The 21,999-nt window shown below is 56.5% G+C and carries 21 protein-coding genes and 1 tRNA gene; 10 read left to right on the top strand and 12 right to left on the bottom strand.

What is annotated here, in order from left to right; all coding sequences use genetic code 11:
• Positions 1-114 precede the first annotated feature (114 nt).
• Positions 115-1,452, top strand: coding sequence for a multiheme c-type cytochrome (locus ACO05M_RS07430; RefSeq protein WP_421869630.1), 1,338 nt, complete (start codon positions 115-117; stop codon positions 1,450-1,452).
• A 42-nt stretch (positions 1,453-1,494) separates the two neighbouring features.
• On the opposite strand, the gene ACO05M_RS07425 is transcribed toward ACO05M_RS07430, so the two are convergent.
• Positions 1,495-2,448 carry a helix-turn-helix domain-containing protein gene (locus ACO05M_RS07425; RefSeq protein WP_421869627.1) on the bottom strand — a complete coding sequence of 318 codons (954 nt, stop codon included), beginning with the start codon at positions 2,446-2,448 and terminating at the stop codon, positions 1,495-1,497.
• A 146-nt stretch (positions 2,449-2,594) separates the two neighbouring features.
• On the opposite strand from ACO05M_RS07425, the gene ACO05M_RS07420 reads away from it, so the two are divergent.
• Together ACO05M_RS07420 and ACO05M_RS07415 are read left to right on the top strand one after the other, a co-directional pair.
• A complete protein-coding gene (locus tag ACO05M_RS07420) occupies positions 2,595-2,999 on the top strand; it encodes a rhodanese-like domain-containing protein (protein WP_421869624.1) in 405 nt (134 codons plus the stop codon).
• A gap of 47 nt (positions 3,000-3,046) precedes the next feature.
• Positions 3,047-3,286: a DUF1272 domain-containing protein gene (locus ACO05M_RS07415; RefSeq protein WP_421869621.1), complete on the top strand. Its 240-nt coding sequence runs from the start codon at positions 3,047-3,049 to the stop codon at positions 3,284-3,286.
• Positions 3,287-3,315: 29 nt separating this feature from the next.
• Here the strand turns inward: ACO05M_RS07415 and ACO05M_RS07410 are convergent, their stop codons facing one another.
• Positions 3,316-3,888, bottom strand: a complete 573-nt coding sequence (locus ACO05M_RS07410) for a hypothetical protein (protein WP_421869618.1) — start codon at positions 3,886-3,888, stop codon at positions 3,316-3,318.
• Positions 3,889-4,033: 145 nt separating this feature from the next.
• Here ACO05M_RS07410 and ACO05M_RS07405 point away from each other — a divergent pair, with 145 nt between their 5' ends.
• Positions 4,034-4,606 carry a hypothetical protein gene (locus tag ACO05M_RS07405; RefSeq protein ID WP_421869616.1) on the top strand — a complete coding sequence of 191 codons (573 nt, stop codon included), beginning with the start codon at positions 4,034-4,036 and terminating at the stop codon, positions 4,604-4,606.
• 26 nt (positions 4,607-4,632) lie between these two features.
• Here the strand turns inward: ACO05M_RS07405 and ACO05M_RS07400 are convergent, their stop codons facing one another.
• Positions 4,633-5,556 (bottom strand): helix-turn-helix domain-containing protein, encoded by a 924-nt coding sequence (locus ACO05M_RS07400; protein ID WP_421869613.1) that lies wholly within the window; start codon positions 5,554-5,556, stop codon positions 4,633-4,635.
• Between the two features lie 283 nt (positions 5,557-5,839).
• Between ACO05M_RS07400 and ACO05M_RS07395 the strand changes: the two genes are divergently transcribed.
• A complete protein-coding gene (locus ACO05M_RS07395; protein WP_421869610.1) occupies positions 5,840-6,793 on the top strand; it encodes a DMT family transporter in 954 nt (317 codons plus the stop codon).
• 39 nt (positions 6,794-6,832) lie between these two features.
• On the opposite strand, the gene ACO05M_RS07390 is transcribed toward ACO05M_RS07395, so the two are convergent.
• The 7 genes from ACO05M_RS07390 to ACO05M_RS07360 form a co-directional block, all read right to left on the bottom strand.
• The gene (locus ACO05M_RS07390; protein ID WP_421869607.1) at positions 6,833-7,312 is read right to left on the bottom strand and encodes a paraquat-inducible protein A; all 480 of its coding nucleotides are present in this window, start codon (positions 7,310-7,312) and stop codon (positions 6,833-6,835) included.
• A 69-nt stretch (positions 7,313-7,381) separates the two neighbouring features.
• Positions 7,382-8,317, bottom strand: a complete 936-nt coding sequence (locus ACO05M_RS07385; protein ID WP_421869604.1) for a 5'-nucleotidase — start codon at positions 8,315-8,317, stop codon at positions 7,382-7,384.
• Positions 8,318-8,426: 109 nt separating this feature from the next.
• Positions 8,427-9,800 carry a hypothetical protein gene (locus ACO05M_RS07380; RefSeq protein ID WP_421869601.1) on the bottom strand — a complete coding sequence of 458 codons (1,374 nt, stop codon included), beginning with the start codon at positions 9,798-9,800 and terminating at the stop codon, positions 8,427-8,429.
• 329 nt (positions 9,801-10,129) lie between these two features.
• Positions 10,130-11,173: a methyltransferase gene (locus ACO05M_RS07375; protein WP_421869598.1), complete on the bottom strand. Its 1,044-nt coding sequence runs from the start codon at positions 11,171-11,173 to the stop codon at positions 10,130-10,132.
• Positions 11,174-11,205: 32 nt separating this feature from the next.
• Positions 11,206-11,949: a pseudouridine synthase gene (locus ACO05M_RS07370; RefSeq protein WP_421869595.1), complete on the bottom strand. Its 744-nt coding sequence runs from the start codon at positions 11,947-11,949 to the stop codon at positions 11,206-11,208.
• A gap of 21 nt (positions 11,950-11,970) precedes the next feature.
• Complete coding sequence (locus tag ACO05M_RS07365) at positions 11,971-12,819, bottom strand: hypothetical protein (RefSeq protein ID WP_421869592.1); 849 nt, start codon at positions 12,817-12,819, stop codon at positions 11,971-11,973.
• 180 nt (positions 12,820-12,999) lie between these two features.
• On the bottom strand, positions 13,000-14,286 hold the full coding sequence (locus ACO05M_RS07360; protein ID WP_421869589.1) for a Glu/Leu/Phe/Val family dehydrogenase: 1,287 nt from the start codon (positions 14,284-14,286) through the stop codon (positions 13,000-13,002).
• Between the two features lie 247 nt (positions 14,287-14,533).
• Between ACO05M_RS07360 and ACO05M_RS07355 the strand changes: the two genes are divergently transcribed.
• A complete protein-coding gene (locus tag ACO05M_RS07355; RefSeq protein WP_421869586.1) occupies positions 14,534-15,616 on the top strand; it encodes a PLP-dependent cysteine synthase family protein in 1,083 nt (360 codons plus the stop codon).
• Positions 15,617-15,761: 145 nt separating this feature from the next.
• On the opposite strand, the gene ACO05M_RS07350 is transcribed toward ACO05M_RS07355, so the two are convergent.
• Positions 15,762-16,139: a VOC family protein gene (locus tag ACO05M_RS07350; RefSeq protein ID WP_421869584.1), complete on the bottom strand. Its 378-nt coding sequence runs from the start codon at positions 16,137-16,139 to the stop codon at positions 15,762-15,764.
• 74 nt (positions 16,140-16,213) lie between these two features.
• Complete coding sequence (locus tag ACO05M_RS07345) at positions 16,214-17,860, bottom strand: methyl-accepting chemotaxis protein (RefSeq protein WP_421869581.1); 1,647 nt, start codon at positions 17,858-17,860, stop codon at positions 16,214-16,216.
• Positions 17,861-18,145: 285 nt separating this feature from the next.
• Between ACO05M_RS07345 and ACO05M_RS07340 the strand changes: the two genes are divergently transcribed.
• From ACO05M_RS07340 to ACO05M_RS07325, 4 genes are all read left to right on the top strand, one after another.
• Positions 18,146-18,219: transfer RNA gene (locus tag ACO05M_RS07340), tRNA-Gly, on the top strand.
• A 277-nt stretch (positions 18,220-18,496) separates the two neighbouring features.
• Positions 18,497-19,468: a cytochrome-c peroxidase gene (locus tag ACO05M_RS07335; RefSeq protein WP_421869578.1), complete on the top strand. Its 972-nt coding sequence runs from the start codon at positions 18,497-18,499 to the stop codon at positions 19,466-19,468.
• A 19-nt stretch (positions 19,469-19,487) separates the two neighbouring features.
• Positions 19,488-21,089: a methyl-accepting chemotaxis protein gene (locus tag ACO05M_RS07330; RefSeq protein ID WP_421869575.1), complete on the top strand. Its 1,602-nt coding sequence runs from the start codon at positions 19,488-19,490 to the stop codon at positions 21,087-21,089.
• 153 nt (positions 21,090-21,242) lie between these two features.
• Positions 21,243-21,884, top strand: coding sequence for a carboxypeptidase regulatory-like domain-containing protein (locus ACO05M_RS07325; RefSeq protein WP_421869572.1), 642 nt, complete (start codon positions 21,243-21,245; stop codon positions 21,882-21,884).
• Positions 21,885-21,999 lie beyond the last annotated feature (115 nt).

The following is a 21,999-nucleotide window of genomic DNA, read 5'->3' as shown; positions in this document are numbered from 1 at the left end:
TGATCCGGATCAGGGTATCTAACAGTCACGAATCTCAGACTTGAGCAAACGTCCCTCAAGGATTAAGTTGCGCTCTGAGGTTCCTTAGTCAACCCCACAAGGATATTCCGAGCTATGCCGCTGTTACGCCGCCTGATCTACCTGCCTGTTCTCCTGCTAGCACTGCCGCTGTCGATACAGGCAGGGGCCGAACCGCCCACCCAGCTACAGCTGCTCTACAGCGGCAACCTCGATGGCGAGCTCGAACCCTGCGGCTGCACCCTGGATACCGATTTCGGCGGCATCCAGCGCCAGACCACCATGATCGACCAACTCCGCACAGAAAATCCCAACCTGCTGCTGCTCAACAGCGGTGGCCTGTTCGGCCCCGATATGGGCCACGATCTGATCAAGCACCGCTTTATCCTCAGTGGCATCAAGGAGCAGCAGTTCGATGCCTTCGGGGTCCAATGGGCCGACCTGCAGCACGGCGAGCAGATGCTGAAAGAAAGCGAGCTACCGTTTACCGCCGGCAACTGGAAAGACGACCAGCTGGCCAAAGGCCAGACTCTCATGCGCGGCGACACCCAAGTCTTCTTCAGCCACTGGCTGGAGCCGGAGAACTCTCCGTTCGAGGGCATGCAGGCCCAATCGCCGATCACCGACGATCCCAAGCCGGTTCAGCAAGCGCTGGATCAGGCCAAGCAGCGCGGCCTGCTGACCGTATTGAGCACCTCGCTGCCGCTGGAAAAAGCTCAGCAACTGTTCCAGCTCGACAGCGTCGATCTCCTGCTGATCAAATCCGCCTACGAGCAATTTGCCGAGCCGCAACAGCTGGGCAACACCCTGGTGCTGCAGCCCGGCTCACGGGGCCAGCGCTTTGCGCTGCTGGATCTGGAACTGGGGCCGAAGAACCGCATTCTGAACTGGGGCCAGCAGGTTTTCGATCTGCCGGTCGACATTGCCAACGCCGAGCGGCTGGACCCGTGGTACGAGGACTACAACGAAACCCTGCGTCAGGACTATCTGGAGCGGGTCAAGAAGCGTAAGGCGCTGAAGAGCGGCGACAGCCCCTACGGTGGTCAGCAGCTGTGTCAGGCCTGCCACCAGGCCCAGCATGAGATCTGGAGCCAGAGCCAGCACGCCCAGGCGTTCACCGACCTGGAAAACGTCGGCAAGGCGTTTGACGGTCACTGCGTCGGCTGCCATGTGGTCGGTTACGAGAAAGAGGGCGGCTTCCTGGATCAGGAGCTGACCCCGAACCTGAGCGGCGTACAGTGTGAAAACTGTCACGGCCCCGCCAAGGAGCATGCGTTAAGCGCCGGTAAGACCGCGACCCCCAACAAGGGGCTTCCCAAGGAGCAGATCTGCAGCGGCTGTCACGTCAAGGAGCACAGCCCCAGCTTCCAGCCCGAACTCTACTGGCCCAAGATCTCCCACCCGGGCCTGCCGCCGCTGCCGCCCACGCAGTAATCTAGCCAGCCACCCTCCTGTCTGACCCCGGCCATGCCGGGGTCAATCCATCACCAGCTCGCTACGATGAAAACACGCCCGGTATTCCTTGGGTGAGATTCCCAGCTGCTTGTCGAAGTGGTAGCGCATACTGGTGGCGTTGTCGAAGCCGGACCGTTCCGCCACCTGATCGATCGAGCAACTTTCCGATTCCAGCAGAGTCTTGGCCCGGTTCAGCCGGATCTGTATCAGCCAGGCATTGGCCGAACAATCATAAGCCGCACGGAATTTACGGTCGAAACTACGCCGCGACATACAAGCCTTCTCCGCCATCTGATCGACGCTGATCGGCTGGGAGAGGTTGGCCAGCACCCAGTCGATCGCCCCGGCAAACTGGGACGGCGACTTGATCACCGGGGTTTCGACGAACTGCGCCTGGCCACCCTTGCGCTGCGGCGACATCACCAATCGACGGGCCACCTGATTGGCCCGCTGGTAGCCATAATCTTGACGAATCACCTCGATCCCCAGATCAATCCCGGCAGCGCTGCCGGCCGAACAGCCCAGCCGTCCATCGAACACGTAGAGCACGTTATCGACGTAATCCACTTGGGGAAACTGCTGCTTGAAACGCTCGGCGTAGAGCCAATGGGTGGTCGCCTTGCGGCCATCAAGCAATCCCAGCCGCCCGAGTAGAAAGGCGCCGGAACAGAAGGTCAGAATCCGTTTGCCCTCGGCATCAAATTGGCTCACTTCGCTCGCCACCCGCTCTGCCACCGGCTCGGTAGCAACCGGCCAACTGGGGATCACCAGGGTGTCGTAGTCGCGCAGCGATTCGACCTGGCCGGTGCTGAGCAGAATATCGGCGCTGGTCCGAAACGGACCGGCGGACAGCGATACTACATCGCAGCGGTACCAGTCATCGTACTCCGGGCGCTCCAACCCGAAGATCTCCACCGCACAGGCCAGTTCAAACAGCGTGACCTGCTCATGGGCGAGTATGGCGACACGATTCATTCAAGCCTCCGTCACAGTTTTCAAAGCCTTCTCAGCTTTTGGCTTGATCTTAGCGAAGCCTGACTTTCAGGCCAATAGTTCGATCGGGCCAGCTGTCGCAGAATGATCTTCAACCACTACAGTCCACAGATCCCAGGAGCCTACCGATGACTTCAGCCGTATCCCGCGTCCAAGCCGCTGCCAGCGCCGATGCCCTGGCCCACTTTGAAGCCCTGATGAAATTCGAGACCGACTGCTGGGACGTTCACCACGCCATCAGCAACGACCGTCGCGACTTCGTGCTGCTCGATGTGCGCAGCGCTGATCACTACCGGCAGGGGCATATCGATCAGGCGATCAGCTTCCCCTACCCCCAGCTCAATCAACAGAACCTGGCCGACTATCCGCTGGACACCCTGTTCGTGGTCTATTGCGCCGGCCCCCACTGCAACGCCACCGAAAAAGTCGCCATCCGACTGGCCAAACTGGGGCGACCGGTGAAGAAGATGATTGGCGGGGTAACCGGCTGGATCGATGAAGGCTTCGAGCTGATCAGCGACGTTCAAGACTGAGCAAAGATCAGCCATCTAGAGCAGGTATTAACCCCAAGGAGAAACCGATGCTGGAACTTCGCCCCAACTGTGAATGCTGCGATCAAGACCTGCCGCCCGAGTCCGAACAGGCGATGATCTGCAGCTTTGAGTGCACCTTCTGCAGAGATTGTGTCGATCATCGACTACAGGGGGTCTGCCCCAACTGCGGCGGTAACTTCAGCCCCCGGCCGATTCGACCCGAGTCGAAGCTGGAGAAAAACCCGCCTTCAATCCGGCGGGTATTCAATCCGAACAGTTGCGCTTAAAGCCCAGCGTTTGAGACAGCCGCAGACCCTTAACAGCCGGAACTGCTGCCGGACGCTCCCGGTTTAGCGGTTCGCTGTTCGTCGACCGGCGAGCCGCCTTGCTGGCCCTGCTGAGGTTGCTGGCCGGTTTGACTGCTCCCCTGACCACAGTCCTCACCACCACCGGCCTGCTCCTCACCAGCCGGGATGGCGGTTTGATCCTCGGCGCTTTCTCCACAACCGCAGAACCCCTGGGTGCGGGTCGAGGTCAGTAGAAACGAGCCGGTCAGGGTCGCCTTATCGCCGTTGCTGTAGGTGAATTCGGTGCTGAACTTGATCCGGCGCTGGCCGGTCATCGAATGCTTCGGATCGGTCGAGCCGGTACAACCGCAACCTTCGGCGCAACCAAACTCCTGCCGCTTCGGGTAGTCATCCATCCGACGCTGGATATCGACGGCAAAGGTATCGCGCATCTGCGGGAACACCCCAACGTTGTAATACCCCGAGTCGGGTGTCGGCATGCTGTAGGTGCGACTGTCGTTCTGGTGGTTGCGAAAGGTCTCCAGACGCGGATCGGATACCTGATTGACCACCACAAAACAGTCTTTGGGTTCACAGGACATAGCGGGCACTCCTGTTTGGCCGTGATACAGCAAGCTTAGCCGCTTTCAGCGCCGATCGGCGCTTGTCAGCCAAGCGCAAGCCGGTAATACTGCCGATTTTCAACCACCTCCATTCAATCCAGCCACGGAAAGCCAGAATCAGCTCATGGATAATCCCCTGCAATTGATGCCCAAGGGCCTCAGAAAGGTCGTCGTTTTCACCCTGGCAACGACGGTACTGTCGCTGGGTTATTACCTCTATGCCCGCTCGGTCTATCCGCCGACGCCGGAGCATGAGACCTTCCTATCCGAGATCGGCGAAGGCATTGGTGAGATCGGACTCTGGCTGCTGCTGTTTATCTACGCCCGCACCCTGATCAAGCTGGTGCTGGGAAAAGGCGCCCTGTCGAAACGGATCCTGCCCGACTTCGAGGCACCGATTGATGCCGATCTGTTCAAAAACCTGATCCGCTGGCTGGACCGAACCCATGTCTACTTCGGCATCGCCGCGGTAGCGATGATCGTGCTGCATATCGCCCTGATGGGCCTGCCGATGCATATCCTGTTCTTCCCGGCCGTACTGATTCTGGTGATCTGGCAGGGGCTGTTCGGCCTGTTTATGAGCTGGAAGTATTCACCCAAGGAGCTGCGAAAATTCTCCTATCTGGTCCACGCGCAGCTGTTCACCGGCATCATGATCGGGATCTTTTCCTACCTGGGACATCTGTTTATCGACTAGCTCGGCAAACCCGAGCAATCCGCGAATTAGCGCCGGCTGCGCAGGTATTGCCCCGGCGTGGTGCCGATATGGCTTTTGAACTGGCGCCCCAGGTGGCTCTGGTTGGAGAAGCCGCAATCCAGCGCCAGCTGCGCCAGTGACGGCTTCTGGCCGATGGCAGCGGCCTGTTCCAGTTGCTGCTTGGCCCGTTCGATGCGCACCCGTGTCAGGTACTGCTGCGGAGTCTGGGCCAGGCTGACCCGGAACATCCGGCAGAAGTGGTATTCGCTGAGTCCGGCAATCGCCGCCAGTTCGGCCAGTCGGATCGGGCGCTGATAATTCGCCTGGATATAGTCGATCACCCGTTCCCTGACCTGGGGTGCCAGACCGCCGGTCAGGCTGGCCGGTTCCGGCTTATCGAGCTGCAGGTGTTTGAGCAGATTGACCAGCAGCGTCTGAACCCCCTGCTCCACCGCCAGGCTGTTGTCGCCGCTCTGCCAATCCCAACCCAGCAAGCCATAACGACCCAGCGCTTCGATGGCCGGGTCGGCATCGAAATTCAGCTCCGGCAGTTCGACCCGACGCGGGTCCAGATCGAAGGTCTTCAACGCCAACCGCTTCAGATAGTCATCGTCGAAATAGAGATGCATAAACTCCTGGGTGGGGCCGATATCCCAGGCCGAATAGGCTCCCTTGGGCATCAGGCAGAACAGCCCCGGCCCACCGCGACGGGACTGCTGATCGGTGCGCTGGGTACGATGGCCGCCGTCGAGATAGAGGCTGAAGGTATGACTGATCTCGTTCTGGTAATAGACCCGCTCGCAACCGTTGCGGTACTGCACCAACCGTAGCCCTTCGGGTAGACCAAGACAGCGTCGCGGCGCCGCGTTGGAGTCAAAAAACCAGGTCGGTCGATTGACACCGGACGGGCCGACGGCGCGGCTATCGGTTGGGTTACGGGAGTCGGTCATTTGCGCTGCTGGTTAGAGCCAGTTCTGTTCAGTTCGATTCAATTGGGATGAGCCAAGGCTAGGCCAAGGGCTGAGCTTCTATCTTGGAAACTCGGTACTGATCCAAGACTAGCTAAGCCGCCCCGGCTCGCCAAGCACCCCACCCCAGTTAACCGCAAGATCGTGCCAAAAACGGCAACGCGGTGAAATCCGCCCGAACCGCCTCGCGGCACTATGGCTGAATCCAGGTTGCTGGATCGATCCAATCCGGCATCCCCCAACCCGACATAAAAAGGCACCCGCCATGCTCAACGCTCTACTCTACGTCACCACCCTACTGGTCTGGGGCGGCTCCTGGCTGGCGATCAAATGGCAGGCCGGGCCGGTGCCGACCAGCCTGTCGATCCTGTACCGGTTCGGGCTGGCGGCCGCGCTGCTGATCGCCCTGGTGCTGCTGTTCGGCCGCTTGCAGCGCACCACGCGTCGGGATCAGTGGTTCTGCGCGCTGCAGGGGGGCTGCCTGTACTCCTGCAACTTTATCGCTTTCTACCTGGCCACCGGCTATATCGCCAGCGGCCTGGTGGCGGTGGTGATGTCAACCACCACCCTGCTCAACGCCGCCCACAACCGGCTGTTCTGGCAGCAACCGGCAGGCCCCCGATTCCGCTGGGCCGCACTGCTGGGCACCGTCGGGCTGATGCTGCTGTTCAGCAACGACCTGCTGTCGCAGCAGTGGTCGCAGCAGACCCTCTACGGCATCGGGTTCGCACTGCTGGGCAGCTGGCTGTTCTCGCTCGGCAATATGGTCGGTGTACGCCACGCCAAAAATGGTCTTCAACCGCTGACCTACAACAGCTGGGCGATGCTCTACGGCTGCCTGATTCTGCTGTCGGTGACGCTGGTTCAGCTCGGATTTAAAGCTGACAGCATCCAGCAGATGGCCTGGTGGGACTCCAACCCCCGCTACTTCTGGGGCCTGCTCTATCTGGCCGTACTGGCCTCGGTGGTGGGCTTTAATGTCTACCTGCTGCTGGTGGCCCGGATCGGCGCCAACAGCGCCGCTTACACCCTGGTCGGCACCCCGGTGATCGCGCTGACGCTGTCGAGTCTGTTTGAGGACTATCGCTGGACCAGCACCGGCATGATCGGGCTGCTGGTGGTGATTGCCGGGAATCTGCTGGTGCTGGGTAAACCGCCGGCGATAGGGTCGATGCGATGCTGGTGGAGAATGATGCGAAAGCGGCTATTGGCGTTTTAAGGGGACCAACCAAGAGAGCTTGGTGACACCCTTGGATGTTTATTCTTTCGGCCGGAATTCGTAACCGACCATCTGCCGTTGTACCAGTAGCATCGATAACAGTACAGAAACACCGAAAAACACGATACCAATATGGACCGAAATGCTGGCCAACATGCCGAGTTTGATTGTTGCCACAAGGATGGCAACAATAAACACATCAGCCATCGACCACTTACCGACAATCGCCAGGTGCTTAATTGACTGTAACTTCGTCGCTTCATCGTCATGTTTTTCAACGATCAGATCGCGAATCAACTTTAGCTTATAAATTGGGCCAAGAATGCTAAAGGCGAAAATCACCAGAAACAGGAAAATTTCGCCTTCTTTTAGTAAGTGGATGATTCCGCCTAACAGAGAAAAAGTGTCATCAAAGATGACAAATTTTCTAAAGGTAAACATGGGAAGAAGGATGCCGGCAACAAAACAGATACAGGATGCTATCCAAACAGCTTTATTACTTAATAATTGTCTTAGCATGAAATTACGTATTTAATCTTTATAAATCCAAAATTAGCAGACCAGCTAAAGCTGGTCAGATACACTTTCTTATTCAATATCTCTTCTATTTGCGATACCGAATGGAATATGTACCATAGGTATATCACCGGCATCTGATTCAAGGTGGCTTCTTTGATCATCAAAAAACATATGAGGTTTAAGCCTAGTCAGTATTCGATCCTTTACCATCCCGCCTAGAAAAAACATTTCATTCGCGCTTACACCCCAATCCTCAAGAGTAGTAATGACTCGCTCATGTGCCGGCGCATTTCTGGCAGTTATGATCGCAGTTCTTAGAATACGCTTATAGTTCCGGTCTCTTTCGACTTCTCTATCTTCTAGCTTCTGTAGGAAAGATAATTTCTTGAATAAGTCTGCGAGTGGTCCCGGCTGGTGAGGAATGTCAGATTTGTTAACTTCATATTCATGAAATTCAGGTAAATCTCTATCTTTGAATATAGCTTCTGCCTCATCATCAGCAATCACACCATCAAAGTCGAAAGCAATTCTTAATTCATCATCGCCATCATCATTTACGACCTTACTTGGCAATACAACGCCTGCAGGAAACCCAGCATCTATTGCATTTTGGACATCTTCTTCGTTTGCTGAAAGGAAGAGTGATGCGTTGAATGCTGGGACATACTCATAAGGAGAGCTACCTTCCATAAAAGCAGCTCTAGAAATATCAAGGCCGTAGTGCTTAATGGAGCGAAATACTCTTTTACCAGTAGCAGCAGAGTTCCTTGATAACAAAACCACTTCAACTGGAACTTTATCTTCGAACCGTTGATTGATTTGAAGGAATCTTTTTATAAATGGAAAGGCGACACCTTTTCCAAGAATATTATTTAGATTTTTTTCTTGAAATTCCTTATAAGATTTTGGTCCTTGTTCAACGAAAACTGCATGTGATTCTGACAAATCAAATAATGCACTAGAAGATACCGCTATCACGAGCTTCCTTTCAATTGGGTATGGCATGAACCCTCCTTAATAAAGCCTTAATAAGAGGCGCAAAATGTTTGGATAAAATTAGCGGAGAAGGAGCACAAGCCAAGCGTTTTGCGTCCTTTTGATTAACTTGTATTTGCTATCGAATATCGCCACTTTTAATTAGAGCTTCAAGCTTTGGGGTTTCAAAGCCATGAAACTCAAGAAAATACATCGTGTCTCTGAATTTAAAATCAATATTACATTCAAGAGCATGCGTATTTAATATTGCTTGCTTTAACATCTCTGACAACTCACTTTCTGTTATAGATTCGAACAAGATTATTATTGAGTAAATGTTAGAATACAAAAAGTCTTGATTTTCAATTTCATTAGCCAAATAAAACCTATAAAAATCAACACATTGATTGGCGGGTATTTTTTTATTTAATACGAGTGAGCTTATACCGCCGTTGACGATATTTTCTTCTTCACCATATATTTCATCTAGTAATTTGAAACTACCTGAAGACAAGTATTCTTTTGTTTCATGGACATCTTTAATCAGAAATGCTTTGACAATATTCCACTCGTTTGAATATAAGCTAATCCCTAAATGCTTTGAAATAACATTAGCAGCCAAAACTCGAACAAACTGCAACGGATAAATTGTATCGGCAACCAGAGGGAAAAAAGGTTGAACTGGAAATATTGATTTATCGTAAAAAACTCGTCTTCCGTGGGCTACACTATTTCTAGCTTCGACCAAGTTTTTGATCCAAAATGCTGTTTGATTACTATAAAGATCATATTTCTTGAGAAGGTAAAGTATCTTTCCAGTGACGGATAAGTCTTTAGACAAAAAGCTTGAGATTAACTTAGCCTTTGAATTATTTTCGTTTTCTAGGTATTGCCCTGATAAAGATAAAACTTCTTCATTGTATTCTTTAACAAAATTACTTATCAGAACATCAGATCTTGTTTTCAGTTCTTTTGAATAAAGATCCCCCAAAAGCTCAAGCACATGAAAATAGGCTAAAGTAGCTTCATCAGTGTATGTAAGGCTCGTCTCGGAACCTTTCTCCATAAATCTTGCTTTTCTCCACCTATCTAGCAAGGAAAAAAACAGCTCACTTTCGTGTTTTTTCATTGCGTTAAGCTTTTCAATTATTTCGGTAAGGTATTGAGTGTTATCCACTCCATCAATAATGAACCTAGACTCCACACTCTCGGAATTGCCTTCAAAAACATAACTTTTAGAGGTGAAACCGAATACGTCCAAAGGCTCATCAATAACAAATGAGGTAACTCCTAAAGCAACAAGATATTTAGATCGTGAAAATATTGCTGAATCAGTTATCGACTCATAATCTTTTAAATTTGATTCAACGGAAATTTTTAAATAACCATAGTCTGCCGATGCATCCACACCGTCTACTTTAGTAACAAAATGTACGGAAAAACCACCTAACTGAAACTGAATTTCTACAGGCTTATCTAGCTCGCAGTAATATTCATTAATACACTTTTTCATTTATGTTATTAAGAAACCATAGGTTGAAAGTTTGAAAGCACATAACATTTTAATATTCAGCCCTTGGAAGATGGGGATCTCTAGATATCGACGCGATAATAAATAACAGGAGCCAATGGCTTGTTTAGCCAACGGCTAGATTCACTTCAGAATAAAGCAACTGAAAAAACGATCCCTGCTGATCGATCCGATCTCCCTGATCTTCGACAGGCCATCGAACTTACCGAGTACGATCTCGACTCGTCAATTACCCATTGCTTGGCAATATAACGCAGTACCCAAATTGAGCAAAGCGGCTGTCAGTCCGAAGGTCTCGGACTAGTTCGCCCTTAACCTTTCTTCGGTTGACTCAGCAGCAGCACCTTAAAACTACCGTTATCGGCCAGCGTTTCGATCTTGCCAAAATGGCTGGACGCCTTACGCTCCAGCGGGATAAAACGGTTGACTACAAAGACCGCCAATCCATCACGATTACAAAGTCGAGCGGCGGTGGCGATAAAGCGGTCGGTCAGTTCGCCTTCGACGCTGAAGCCTTGATGGAACGGTGGGTTGCACAGCACCAGGTCGTGACGCTCGTTGATGCCGGCGGCGCAGTTATCGGCTACAACATCGCCGGGGATCTCCAGGCGCTCGAAGTTCTGTCGGCAGGCCATCACCGCAGCGGCGTTGTTGTCGGTCGCCCGGATCGACTCAACACCCTGCCTGAACGCTTTGACGCTGAGGTATCCATAGCCGCAACCCAGGTCCAGCACCTTCGGGGTGGGTTGGCTCAGTCGAGGCCAGATGCTGTCGAACTGCTCCACCATCAGGGCACTGCCGGCGTCGAGCTTGTCCCAGCCGAACAGCCCCGGCTTGCTGATAAAGTCGTCGTCGATGCGGCGCAGACGGGGGTAATCGCGGTCATCCAGGGGTTCTCCGATGAGCTGCTCTCCACGGCTCAGTTCGCCAAAGAAGCCGCCCTTGCCGAGTTTATTGAGCTGACCGTCACCCAGGTATTTTCGGGCCTTGTCGAAGTAGGTTTTGGTGCCTTCCTGCTTGGCGCCGAACAGCTGCAGTTGACCACCGGGCGCCAATCGCAGCGCTGCCTGGTTGATCAGGTGATGGACCACCGCTTTCTCTTTCGAGACCCGGTAGTAGATCCGTTGTAGCGAGCCTTCCGGCCAGGGAGACAGATCGAAGTCGCTATAGCGCACTTCCCAGCCCTTCTCTTGGGCCGCCTGATAGACATCGAAACGGTTGGTCAGCAGGGTCAGTCCCGGCCGCGGCGTCAGCGACGCCAGTCCGATCAGGTTCTCGTCGGCGATCCAGAGCCCCGGCAGGTCGGCCGGATGTTGGTTGAGCTGGTCAAGCAGGGTCTGTTCTATTAGGTCCATAGCTCCGCGGTAAATCCATCAATCAGGCGCAGTCAGAATAGGTCAATTTCGTGGGTTTCAAGGGCGCGATACTGCCCGGGTTCCAGCTTCGGGTCCAGCGCCAGCGCGCCGATCGCTTCGCGGTGCAGGCCCACCACCCGGTTACCCAGCACGGCGAACATCCGCTTGACCTGATGGTAGCGCCCTTCCTGAATCTCGATCAGCACCTCGGTCGAGCTCAGCCGTTGCAGCTTGGCCGGCAGGGTCGGCTTGGTTTCGCCCCGCAGCATCAGACCTTCGTCCAGTCGCTGTTCGGCCTCGTCACAAAGCGGTTCGGCCAGTTCGACCCGGTAGCGCTTGAACACCCCTTGTTTGGCGGCACCGCGTTTGGGTGCAGTGACCCGATGGGACCACTGGCCATCGTCGGTCAGCAGCACCAGACCGCTGGTGTCGATATCCAGCCGACCGGCCGGATGTACGCCCTCCTGCAACTCGTAGGGCAGCAGGTCCAGCACGGTCTCGTGGTCGAAATCTTCGGTCGAACAGACCACCCCGAGCGGTTTGTTGAGCATCAGGTAGACCGGCCCGCGCAGCTGCAGCGGTTCGTCGTCGAGGCAAACCGTTTGTTGCGCTGTCACCTTGGTGGCCCCGTCGCGACAGCTCTCGCCATCGACGCTGACTTCGCCCTTGCGAATCAGCTTCTGCACCTGCTTGCGACTCAGGCCACTGGCCTGGGAGACAAACTTATCCAGCCGCATCGTCGTGCTGACGGTCGAGGCGTTATTGTCAGGACTCACCCTCTGCCCTCTTGTTGGTATTCAATTCTTCTCGCCCCGGTATCGAAGCACCTGATACAGCCCCCACAGGTACAGCGTCGCCACCACGAAGCCTAACGCCGTGCCCCAGGGCACGCCCCAGTCCGGATAGGTCAGCGCCACCGTCAGGGTATAGCAGAGCAACGCCCCCAGCCCCATCGGATAGTTACGAATCACGGTATAGACCACCGCCGGGCCGTAGCTGTAGTGCATGATCAGCATAAAGGGGAACAGCGTGATCGGAAACGCCGACAGCAGCCCGGACCAGGTCGGCCCGATCAGCTCCGCCAGTCCGGTGATCAGCAGCACCGTGGCGGCCGCCATCAGCGCGCGGAGCAGCATCACCCAGCGGCTCAGGCGTTGAGTCTTCAGCGGCGCCACATTATCGATATGCTTAAACAGACGCGCCGACAACAGGATCGTCGCCAGCGTGATCAGGGCACCGCCGATCAAGCCGAGCGTCAGCTGCTGCAGCAGCGCCGAGGCCAACAGGAAGGCGAGCACCCCGGCAACGGCGGCCACCGGCAGGTCGAACCAGACACGGCCATTCGAAGCCGGTTTAACAGAGAACCGCGAGGACGATGCCAGCCGAGAAGAGGCTATCCGAGAAGACGCTAAATAGTAGCCCCCGGCCAACACCAGACTGGCGCTGAAACCGGCCAGGGTGCTGACCGCCGCTTCGGCGGCGAACGCCTGACCCTGCTCAAGGCCGATAAAGAACAGCGCGATGGCGCTGCCCAGCGGGTAGCCGGACAGTACGCCGGCCACCTTGGGGCTGACCCGCTCGGCCACCAGCGACAACCCCAGCACCGCCAGGATCGATACCAGCAATTTCCACAGCAACAGCTCCATCTCGGCCCAGCGCCCACTCGTGTTCTAAAAGGAGCGACATGATAGCAGACCCGGGGTTAGCGGGTCCGTAGCCACGGTGGTCGGCGAATCGATCTGATCCATCAAGCCAGGGCGAGTGACGGATCGACCTGAGCTGTTCTCTTTAGCGGTTCACTTTAGCCGTGTTGTTTCGCTAGCCCTTTAGTTATCGCCCTTGAAGTACTCGCGGGTACCGTGGGCCGTGGTGGCCTCACTGATCCGGCGCAGGGCGGCGGTATAGGCCGCCGCACGCAGCGACAACCCTTCGGTCTCGGCGATCTGCCAGACCTGCTCGAACGCCCGGCTCATGTACTGGGCCAGCTTGTCGCGCACTTCCGGCAGATCCCACGGGAAGCCGCTACGGTTCTGGACCCACTCGAAGTAACTGACGCTGACACCGCCGGCGTTGGCCAGCACATCCGGCACAATGGTCACACCGCGGGCATCCAGTACCGCTTCGGCCTCGGTGGCGATCGGGCCGTTGGCCACCTCGACGATGGTTTTGGCCTTCACGTTGTCGACGTTATCCGCCCGGATCACCTCTTCCAACGCCGCCGGGATCAGCAGATCCACATCCAGCGCCAACAGCTCTTCGTTGCTGATCTCGCGATGTTCGATCAGCTGACAAACCGACTGTTCGCAGTAGACCGCCCGCATCTGCCGGGACGACTGTTTCTCTTTCCACAGGCTGTCGATATCGAAGCCCTGCTCGGAGTGAATCCCGCCCTTGGAGTCGCTGACCGCGACGATCCGATAGCCGTCGGCCTGCAGCAGCCGGGCCACATGGTAGGCCGCATTACCGAATCCCTGCACCGCTACCCGGGTCTGATCCGGCTGCCAGCCCCGCTTCTCGGCCAACTGACGGATACACAGATAAGCCCCTCGTCCGGTGGCCTCGTCGCGCCCCAGGCTGCCGCCCAGCGGGATCGGCTTACCGGTGATCACCCCCGGCGCCCGCAGTCGCCGGATCGCTTCGTACTCGTCCATCATCCAGCCCATGATCCGGGCGTTGGTGTACACGTCCGGGGCCGGAATATCGACCTCCGGGCCGACAAAATCGGCCATCGCCCGCATATAGGAGCGCGACAGCCGTTCCAGCTCCATCGGCGACAGTTCCTTCGGGTTGACCACCACACCGCCCTTGCCGCCACCGAACGGCAGCCCCAGCAGCGCACACTTGATCGTCATCCACAGCGCCAGCGCCTGCACCTCGGCCTGACTGACCTGCGGGTGATAGCGAATTCCCCCCTTAGTCGGCCCCAGCACATCGTTGAAGCGACAGCGGTAACCGGTGAAGTAACGGGTCGAACCGTCATCCATCCGCACCGGCAGCGCGGCCTTCATCATCGCCTTGGGTTGCATCAGCGACTCCACCACCTCCGGGTCGATACCGGCGCTATCACTGAGTTGTCGAACCCGCTTGAGGGCATCATCGAACAGATCGGTCATTGGTCTTTTCTCCCTGCAGTGTCTGAGTGATAGAGCGGCAAAGTGCGGCCATGTTACGACCCGGCCCGCAGATGATCCCCGCTCAATGAAGACTAGCTCAGGATTTCAGCAAACCCGAACCAACAGAACCCAGAATCTAATCTAAAATCCATTATTAGAATTTTTAATCTGTTTATTAGAATTTTTCAGAAATACTATTTTCTTTTTTGTTATAACTATAGACAACACATACCAACGAGACGCCCTTATGTGCAATAGCCGCTGGATCGCTCAGGCGATCAGAAAAATCGACGCCGACTTCAACCGCTCGGCCGACACCCACCTGATCAAGCTGGAGCTGGAGGCGCTGGACGGAATCGACCTCTACCTGAAGGACGAATCCACCCACCCCACCGGCAGTCTCAAGCATCGGCTGGCACGCTCGTTGTTTCTGTACGCGCTCTGTAACGGTTGGATCGATGAGGGTACGCCAATCATCGAATCCAGCTCCGGCAGCACCGCCATCTCGGAGGCCTACTTCGCCCGCCTGTTGGGCTTGCCGTTTATCGCCGTAGTGCCCGAGGGCACGGCCCAGGAAAAGCTGGCCCAGATCGAGTTCTACGGTGGCCGCTGCCATAAGGTGGCGCCAGCCGACATCTATGCCGAAGCCCAGCAATTGGCCGAGGAGCTGAACGGCCACTACATGGATCAGTTCACCTACGCCGAGCGGGCCACCGACTGGCGCGGTAACAACAACATCGCCGATGCGATCTTCCAGCAGATGGCGCTGGAGCGACACCCTGAACCTCGCTGGATCGTGATGAGCGCCGGCACCGGCGGCACCTCGGCCACCATCGGCCGTTACCTGCGCTACAGCAGCCACTGGGGCGGTGGCAGCCGGCTCTGCGTGGTCGACCCGGAAAACTCGGTGTTCTACGACTACTACCAGCACGGCGGCAGCCCCACCCTCAACGCCAGCTCCCGAATCGAAGGGATTGGTCGGCCACGGGTCGAACCCTCGTTTATCCCCACCGTGATCGACGAGATGATGCCGATCCCCGATGCGGCCAGCTTGGCAGCGATGGAGTTTCTGAGTCGTAAGTTGGGTCGCAAGATCGGCGCCTCCACCGGCACCAACCTGATCGGCATGGTGCGGCTGGCACAGCGGATGAAGCAGGACGGCGAACAGGGCAGTCTGGTGACGCTGATCTGCGACAGCGGCGAGCGCTACCTCGATACCTACCACAACCCCGACTGGCTCCAGCAGCAAGGGCTGAGCGAGCAAACCGCCCGCTGGGCTGACAGCCTTGCGCGGTTGGAAGCTGACGGGAGCTGGGTGGAGCCGAGTTAAGTTAACCGGCGTTTAGTACGATCTCACCAAGCACAGGCGGATAAGCCCCCGTGCTTGGTGAGTAACCGAAACGGCTAGCCAATCGAGCGCTGCAATTTCTGACAACCCTCGCCTTCCGACTCGCCTGCAGCGTGGCCTGTCAGTCTTACTGATCAGCCGTCTCGTCCATGCCCTGATCGGACCAGACGGCGAATTCATTGCCGCTGGGTTCGAAAAACTGGAACCGCCGTCCACCTGGAAAGCTGAAGATCGCCTTGCTGATCCGCCCACCGGCGGCTTCTACCTGGGCTTGGGTCTGTTCCAGATCACGGCTGTACAGCACCACCAGCGCCGCACCCCGATCGGTTCGGCTGGCCTGGGAGTCGCGGAAGAATCCGCCCATCAAACCGGCATCCTCGAAAGCGGTGTAATCGGGGCCGAAATCGGTAAAGCCCCAGCCGAATACATCACGGAAAAACTGCTTGGTGATCTCCAGATCGCGCGCGGGCAGCTCAACATAATCAATGCGGTGATGGGTCGACATGGAAACCTCCGGAATTTGGTCAAGAGTTCCAGTATAGATCGGCTCCACTGATCCACACGGACAACGCCCTCGGGTCAGGTTTTCAACCCCTGCAGCATCTGAGTTTGGCCCTGAACCACCTGACGCAGATTATCCGCCGCCGATTCGGCCCGCTCGGCATCCTGCAATGAGCCACGGGAAAACTCACGAATCTTTTCTAAAATACCGCTGATCTCATCCACCACCGAGGTCTGCTCCTCGGTCGCGGTGGCGATCTGGTTGTTCATATCCTGAATCACATTCACCGATGCGAAGATCGCCTCCAGCGCAGCACCGGCCGAATCGGCCTTGACCACCACGTCGCCGACGACATGATTGCTTTCCTCCATCAGCGACACCGCCCGATGGGTGCCGGAGATCAGCTGCTCGATCGTGGTCTTGATCTCTTCGGTTGAGGAATGGGTACGCTGGGCCAGGGTCCGCACCTCATCGGCCACCACTGCAAACCCCCGCCCCTGCTCACCGGCTCTGGCCGCTTCGATCGCCGCATTCAGTGCCAGCAGGTTGGTTTGTTCGGCGATACCTTGAATCACATTGACCACGTTGGCGACCCGCTCGGTGTGGGTTTCCAGCTGCTGGATACTGTCGCTGGAATCGTTCAAACGCGCCGACAGCTGGTTGATGGTATGAATCGTTTCCTCCACCACCCGTTGCCCGTCGCGGGTGGTCGAGGCCGTGTCCCGGGCCGCCACTGCCGCATCGGCGCAATTGGTCGCCACCTCCTGGGTGGTGTGGCTCATCTGGGTGGTGGCGGTGGCCACCTGCTCCACATCCAGCTGCTGCTGATCGGCCTGCAACTTGGCCCCGGCCACCATCCTGGTCAGCTCGTCGGAGACCTGGTTGATCCGGCTACCACTGTCGCCGATATTGGCAATCAGTAGATTAATCTTCTGCAGCATCGCGTTCATCGACAGACCAAAGCGCCCCATCTCGTTGCTGCCCTTGAGGTCCGAACGTACTCGGAAGTCACCCTCGGCAACCTGCTCGGTCAAATCGACCACTTCGCCGATCGGGCGGATGACTTTGAATTGCAGATAGAAAAATGCGGCCAACAGAAGAAGTAGACTCAGAAGAACAAACCCGACAATGGCCGTCACATAGGATTGACTGTCTTCGAACAGCCCCGCCATGTTCTGCTTGTTGGTGCTGAAGATATGCTGTCCCAACTCTTCCAGGGGTTCGGACTGAAGCCGGGCATACTTGATGTAATCGGCACTGTGCAACAACTGCATCGCCTGCTGGCGTCGGGCTGGATCGCCTCCCCCCTGCTCCATCAGCGCCAACGCTTGCTCCTCCGCATCCCAGACCGGCGCGGCGATGGTCTCGATCTTCGCCAGTACCCGATCGCCGATCTCGCCAAACCCCAGCTGCCGGATATAGTCGGCCTCCGCCAGCGTCTTGCCGGTGGGCCAGGGTGCCTCACCGGTGAACATCGCCGCCCGTTGGTTGTACTCCTCCAGTGCCTGCGGGTTCGCGGTGTAGGCGTACTCGCGCAGCGAGCGGATCAGCAGATCATTGGAGGCCATGTTGTGCAGGATAAAACTGGTGCTCTCCTGCTGACGCTCGGAGGCGTCATACAGGGCCACCTGATTGTTCAGCAGTTGCATCACCAGCAGCGCGGTGATGATGAGTGAAACCGCAATACTCAGTATTGTCAGCTGTAGAATCCGCTTGATCGTCATCGTTATCCTCCGGCCCGAACTACCGCCGTGCGCATCTCTTATTGTTGGAAGCCGCACCCAAGAGAGACGCGTATGCCGAGCGGCACACCAGCCCGTGCGACTTGATCAGGCCAATATGGGCCAGCTTTACCATCGGCACCATACCTCCGAGAGGTAGGTCAGAGAGGGCTAACAGGCCGTAAGATCCGATCTTTCATTCACCGGGGCGGCTCGGTACTATTGGGACTCTTCAACCTCGTCAGTCAGCGCCCTGGGCGCAGGTCTTCGAGCTCGACGACAGATAGTGCGGGTGTAGTTCAATGGTAGAACGGCAGCTTCCCAAGCTGCATACGGGAGTTCGATTCTCCTCACCCGCTCCAGCTTCCAGCCCTCTCCCCGACTCTTGTCCTTTTTCCGATTTAAAAAACAGCTCGCTTCGACTCCCAAACTCGCCAAGACCACGGTTTGCCAAAGGCAATCGCGACGAAGAATCCGCTTTGTTGTGATTAAACGATTTCAATTATTTTCTGATCCCACGTAACAGCTGAGGATTTGCTTCGTCGGATATCAGCATCTGCACTAAAAACGTTTTTCTAACATGCAGTAACGAGATTGATGATGTCCGTAGAAATGTTAAGAAATATGCTGGTGGCAACGATGGCGATAGTGGTAACCCCATCGTTTGCGCAGGACAAAGCGCCCGCCGCTCTGGCCGCTGACTATCAGCGCCCCCAGGTGATTCCTTTCCCCGCCACCAATCCCTACTCGGCCGAGAAAGCTCAGTTGGGCAAGATGCTGTTTTTTGATCAGCGCCTGAGTCGCAACTTCAACATGAGCTGTGCCACCTGCCACAACCCGTCGCTGGGCTGGGAGGACGGTGTGCCCGGCGCCTTTGGCGGACAGGGAAAGACCCTGGATCGACATTCGCCGACCATTCTCAATCTGGCCTGGGGCGAGGAGTTCTTCTGGGATGGACGAGCGCCGTCACTGGAGGAGCAGATCAAGGGGCCGATCCAGTCACCGAATGAGATGAACATTCCGATCGCCCAGGTGGTGGAGCGTCTTCAGGCCGTGGATGGTTATCGCGACCTGTTTGCCCGCGTATTCCCCAACGAGGGCATCTCCGAACAGAACATCCTGAAGTCGATTGCGACCTACGAGCGGACTATCGTTTCGGACACCGCCCCGTTCGATCGCTGGATCGAGGGTGATTCGGCGGCGGTCTCGGATGCTGCCAAGCGGGGTTTTGCTCTGTTCAACGGCGCAGCGGGCTGCAACCGCTGTCATAGCGGCTGGAACTTCACCGATAACCGTTTCCACGACATCGGCCTGGCGACCACCGATAACGGTCGCATGACGATCAGCCAGCAATCTTCCGATCAACACGCGTTTAAGACCCCGGGCCTGCGCAATATCAGTCAGCGGGCACCCTACATGCACAACGGCAGCGTGAAAAATCTGTCGCAGGTGATCGATCACTACATCAGCGGCGGGATTCAACGGGAGACGTTATCGCCTCAAATGACTCCGATCGTGCTGACACCAGGGCAGAAAAACGACCTACTGGCATTTCTCGAAAGCCTGACGGGCGAAGCCCAGGCAGTCAGTTTGCCGATTCTGCCGTACTAATTGTTGCTTGGGGTTGGATATGACGATCAGAGTTAAAATGTGGCTGGGCTTTGGCCTGTTGGTCAGCCTGTTCAGCGGCTTGGGTGTTTATCAGAACATGCAGCTCAGCGCCCTGGGCGCAAGCGCCATCGCGGCGTTCGAATACCCACTGGTGGCGGTCGATAACAGCCGCGCCGCCTGGGATACCTTTCGGGACAGTCGCGACCTGGTGGCGGAAAAGCTGGCCAGAATCGATTTCAGCGACGCTGCCGAGGCCGAGCAGCGGCTGAAAGCGCAACGCCAGCAGTTCCTGCAGCAACTGGAACGGGTCCATCAAGCGACCGATGCGCTGATGGTGGATAGCGATTTCGGCGCCCTCAACCAACTGGCCGATGATTGGTATCGCTTGAACCTGCAACGGGTCGGCGCATCGATCCAGCAGCAACTGCCCGATCAGCGAGTCCTGACCGAGCTGGATCATCGCCTCGGGGCGGCACTGGAAAAACTGGTCAGCGACAGCCTTGCCTCCGCCGCCCATAACCAGGCCCAGACCATTGCCGATGTGGAGCAGACACGGCAGGTGGGAACGATCAGCCTGATCGTGGTCGTCGTGCTGGGACTCACGCTGGCGGTGCTGCTGGCACGCAGTCTGACCACCCCCATCACCCAGCTGTTGTCGGCCATGCGCGACCTGGCCCGCGGCGAAGGTGATTTGACCCAGCGCCTGAACCAACGCCGCAACGACGAGATCGGCCAACTGGCGGACGAGGTGGATCTGTTTATCGAGAAGATTCATCAGCTGGTCAGCGAAACCTACCGCTCCCTGAATCAGGCCGGCGAAGTACTGGTACAGGTGGGCGAACTCAGCAATCAGACCCATGCCGGTGTCGAGCAGCAGCAACAACGACTGCAGCAAACCGCCTCCGCCGTTGATCTGATTACCGGTGCGGTAGAATCGATCTCCGAGAGTTCCACCAGCGCCAAGCAGCAGGCGGCCCAGATCGATCGCGAAGCCAAACACAGCCTGCAGCTGGTTCAGGCCTCGACCCAAACCATCGACCAACTGGCCGACGAAGTTTCCAACGCCAGTGATAATATTCAGCAACTGGTCGAAGCCAGCGACTCGATCACCGAGCTGGTGACGGTGATCAAGGATATCGCCGATCAAACCAACCTGCTGGCACTGAATGCCGCCATCGAAGCCGCCCGCGCCGGTGAGGCCGGCAGAGGCTTTGCCGTGGTGGCGGGCGAGGTCCGCATGCTGGCGTCGAAGACCCGCGAATCGACCGAGGGTATCCAGGCTACCATTGAGGCTTTGCAGGCCCGGGTCAGCGATACCCGCGAGGTAATGGAACAGGGCAGAACCCTGGCGGTGGAGTGTGTCGGCCAAAGCCGGGAAGTCTCCGAAGCCCTGGTGGGTATGAGCCGGAGCGTCGAGTCGATCAACCATATGAGTCTGGGTATTGCCGCCGAGACCGGTCATCAGCACTCGGGGATGCAAGAGATCAACCACCATATGGATGAGGTCAACAGCATTGCGGACCAGGCTTCCATGACCGCCAATCAACTGCAGCAACGTCGGCAAACCCTGGTCGATGCGCTACAGCGGGTGGAATCCAAGCTGCAGCAGTTCCAACTCTAGCCGAATTAGCGCGGCCCCGTTTCCGAGCTGCTGACGGCTGAACATGACATTCAACACGCACGGAAAAGGTATACCGAATTGAGGAAACTAGTTGAACGAGTTAGGCTTGCCCATCAACGCAAGTCTTTCCGACCCCAAGATGTAAAGCGCCGAATGCTTGAGCTGTTGTTGATCTCATTCCTATTCAACCCGGTGATCGCCCACAGCGGTTCCCAGCTCCACATCAATGTGGTCGATGGCCAGCAGGCCCCGCTGGAAAATGTCGTTATCGGCCTGGAGCCCCAGTTCGACAACCCCGCGCTCAACCCACCTCTGGAGGCGATGGTGCGACAGCAGGGGGCGCAGTTTCGCCCCTTCGTGCTGCCGGTGAGTGTCGGCACCAAGGTCAGCTTTCCCAATTTCGACGATTTCAGACACCACGTTTACTCCTTCTCCAAAGCCAAGCGTTTTCAGCTGCAGCTTTATGGGCAGGATGAGAGTAAATCGATCGTCTTCGACCAACCCGGTGTGATCGCGCTGGGGTGCAACATCCACGACAACATGCTGGCCTTTGTCTACGTCACCGACCACCCGTTCTACAGCCTCAGTGGCGACGACGGCAGCGTTTCCTTCGATGACCTGCCGGCAGGAACCTATAAGGTGTACGCCTGGCACCCGGATATCAAAGACCGCACTGAAGTCGAGATCAGCAGCATTGATCTGACCGGGGAACAACCCCAGTCTTTAGACGCCGAGCTTATTCTGAAGTCGGCTCGCAGTGTCCAGTATCCACCGGATGAGGAAAGCGGCTACTAGGGCCTGTTCACACGAAATAAATACGGTCTTGCTGCAGTGGGTTTTCCCTGCAGCAAGGTGAAGGAGTACCGGTATTGCTTATGCTTGAACAACTTATATCGCCGTTTTTCGCAAG

Origin of the sequence: Motiliproteus sp., assembly GCF_965230735.1 — a bacterium.
Taxonomy (GTDB): Bacteria; Pseudomonadota; Gammaproteobacteria; order Pseudomonadales; family Balneatricaceae; genus Motiliproteus.
This window is presented reverse-complemented; position numbering and strand designations above follow the sequence as displayed.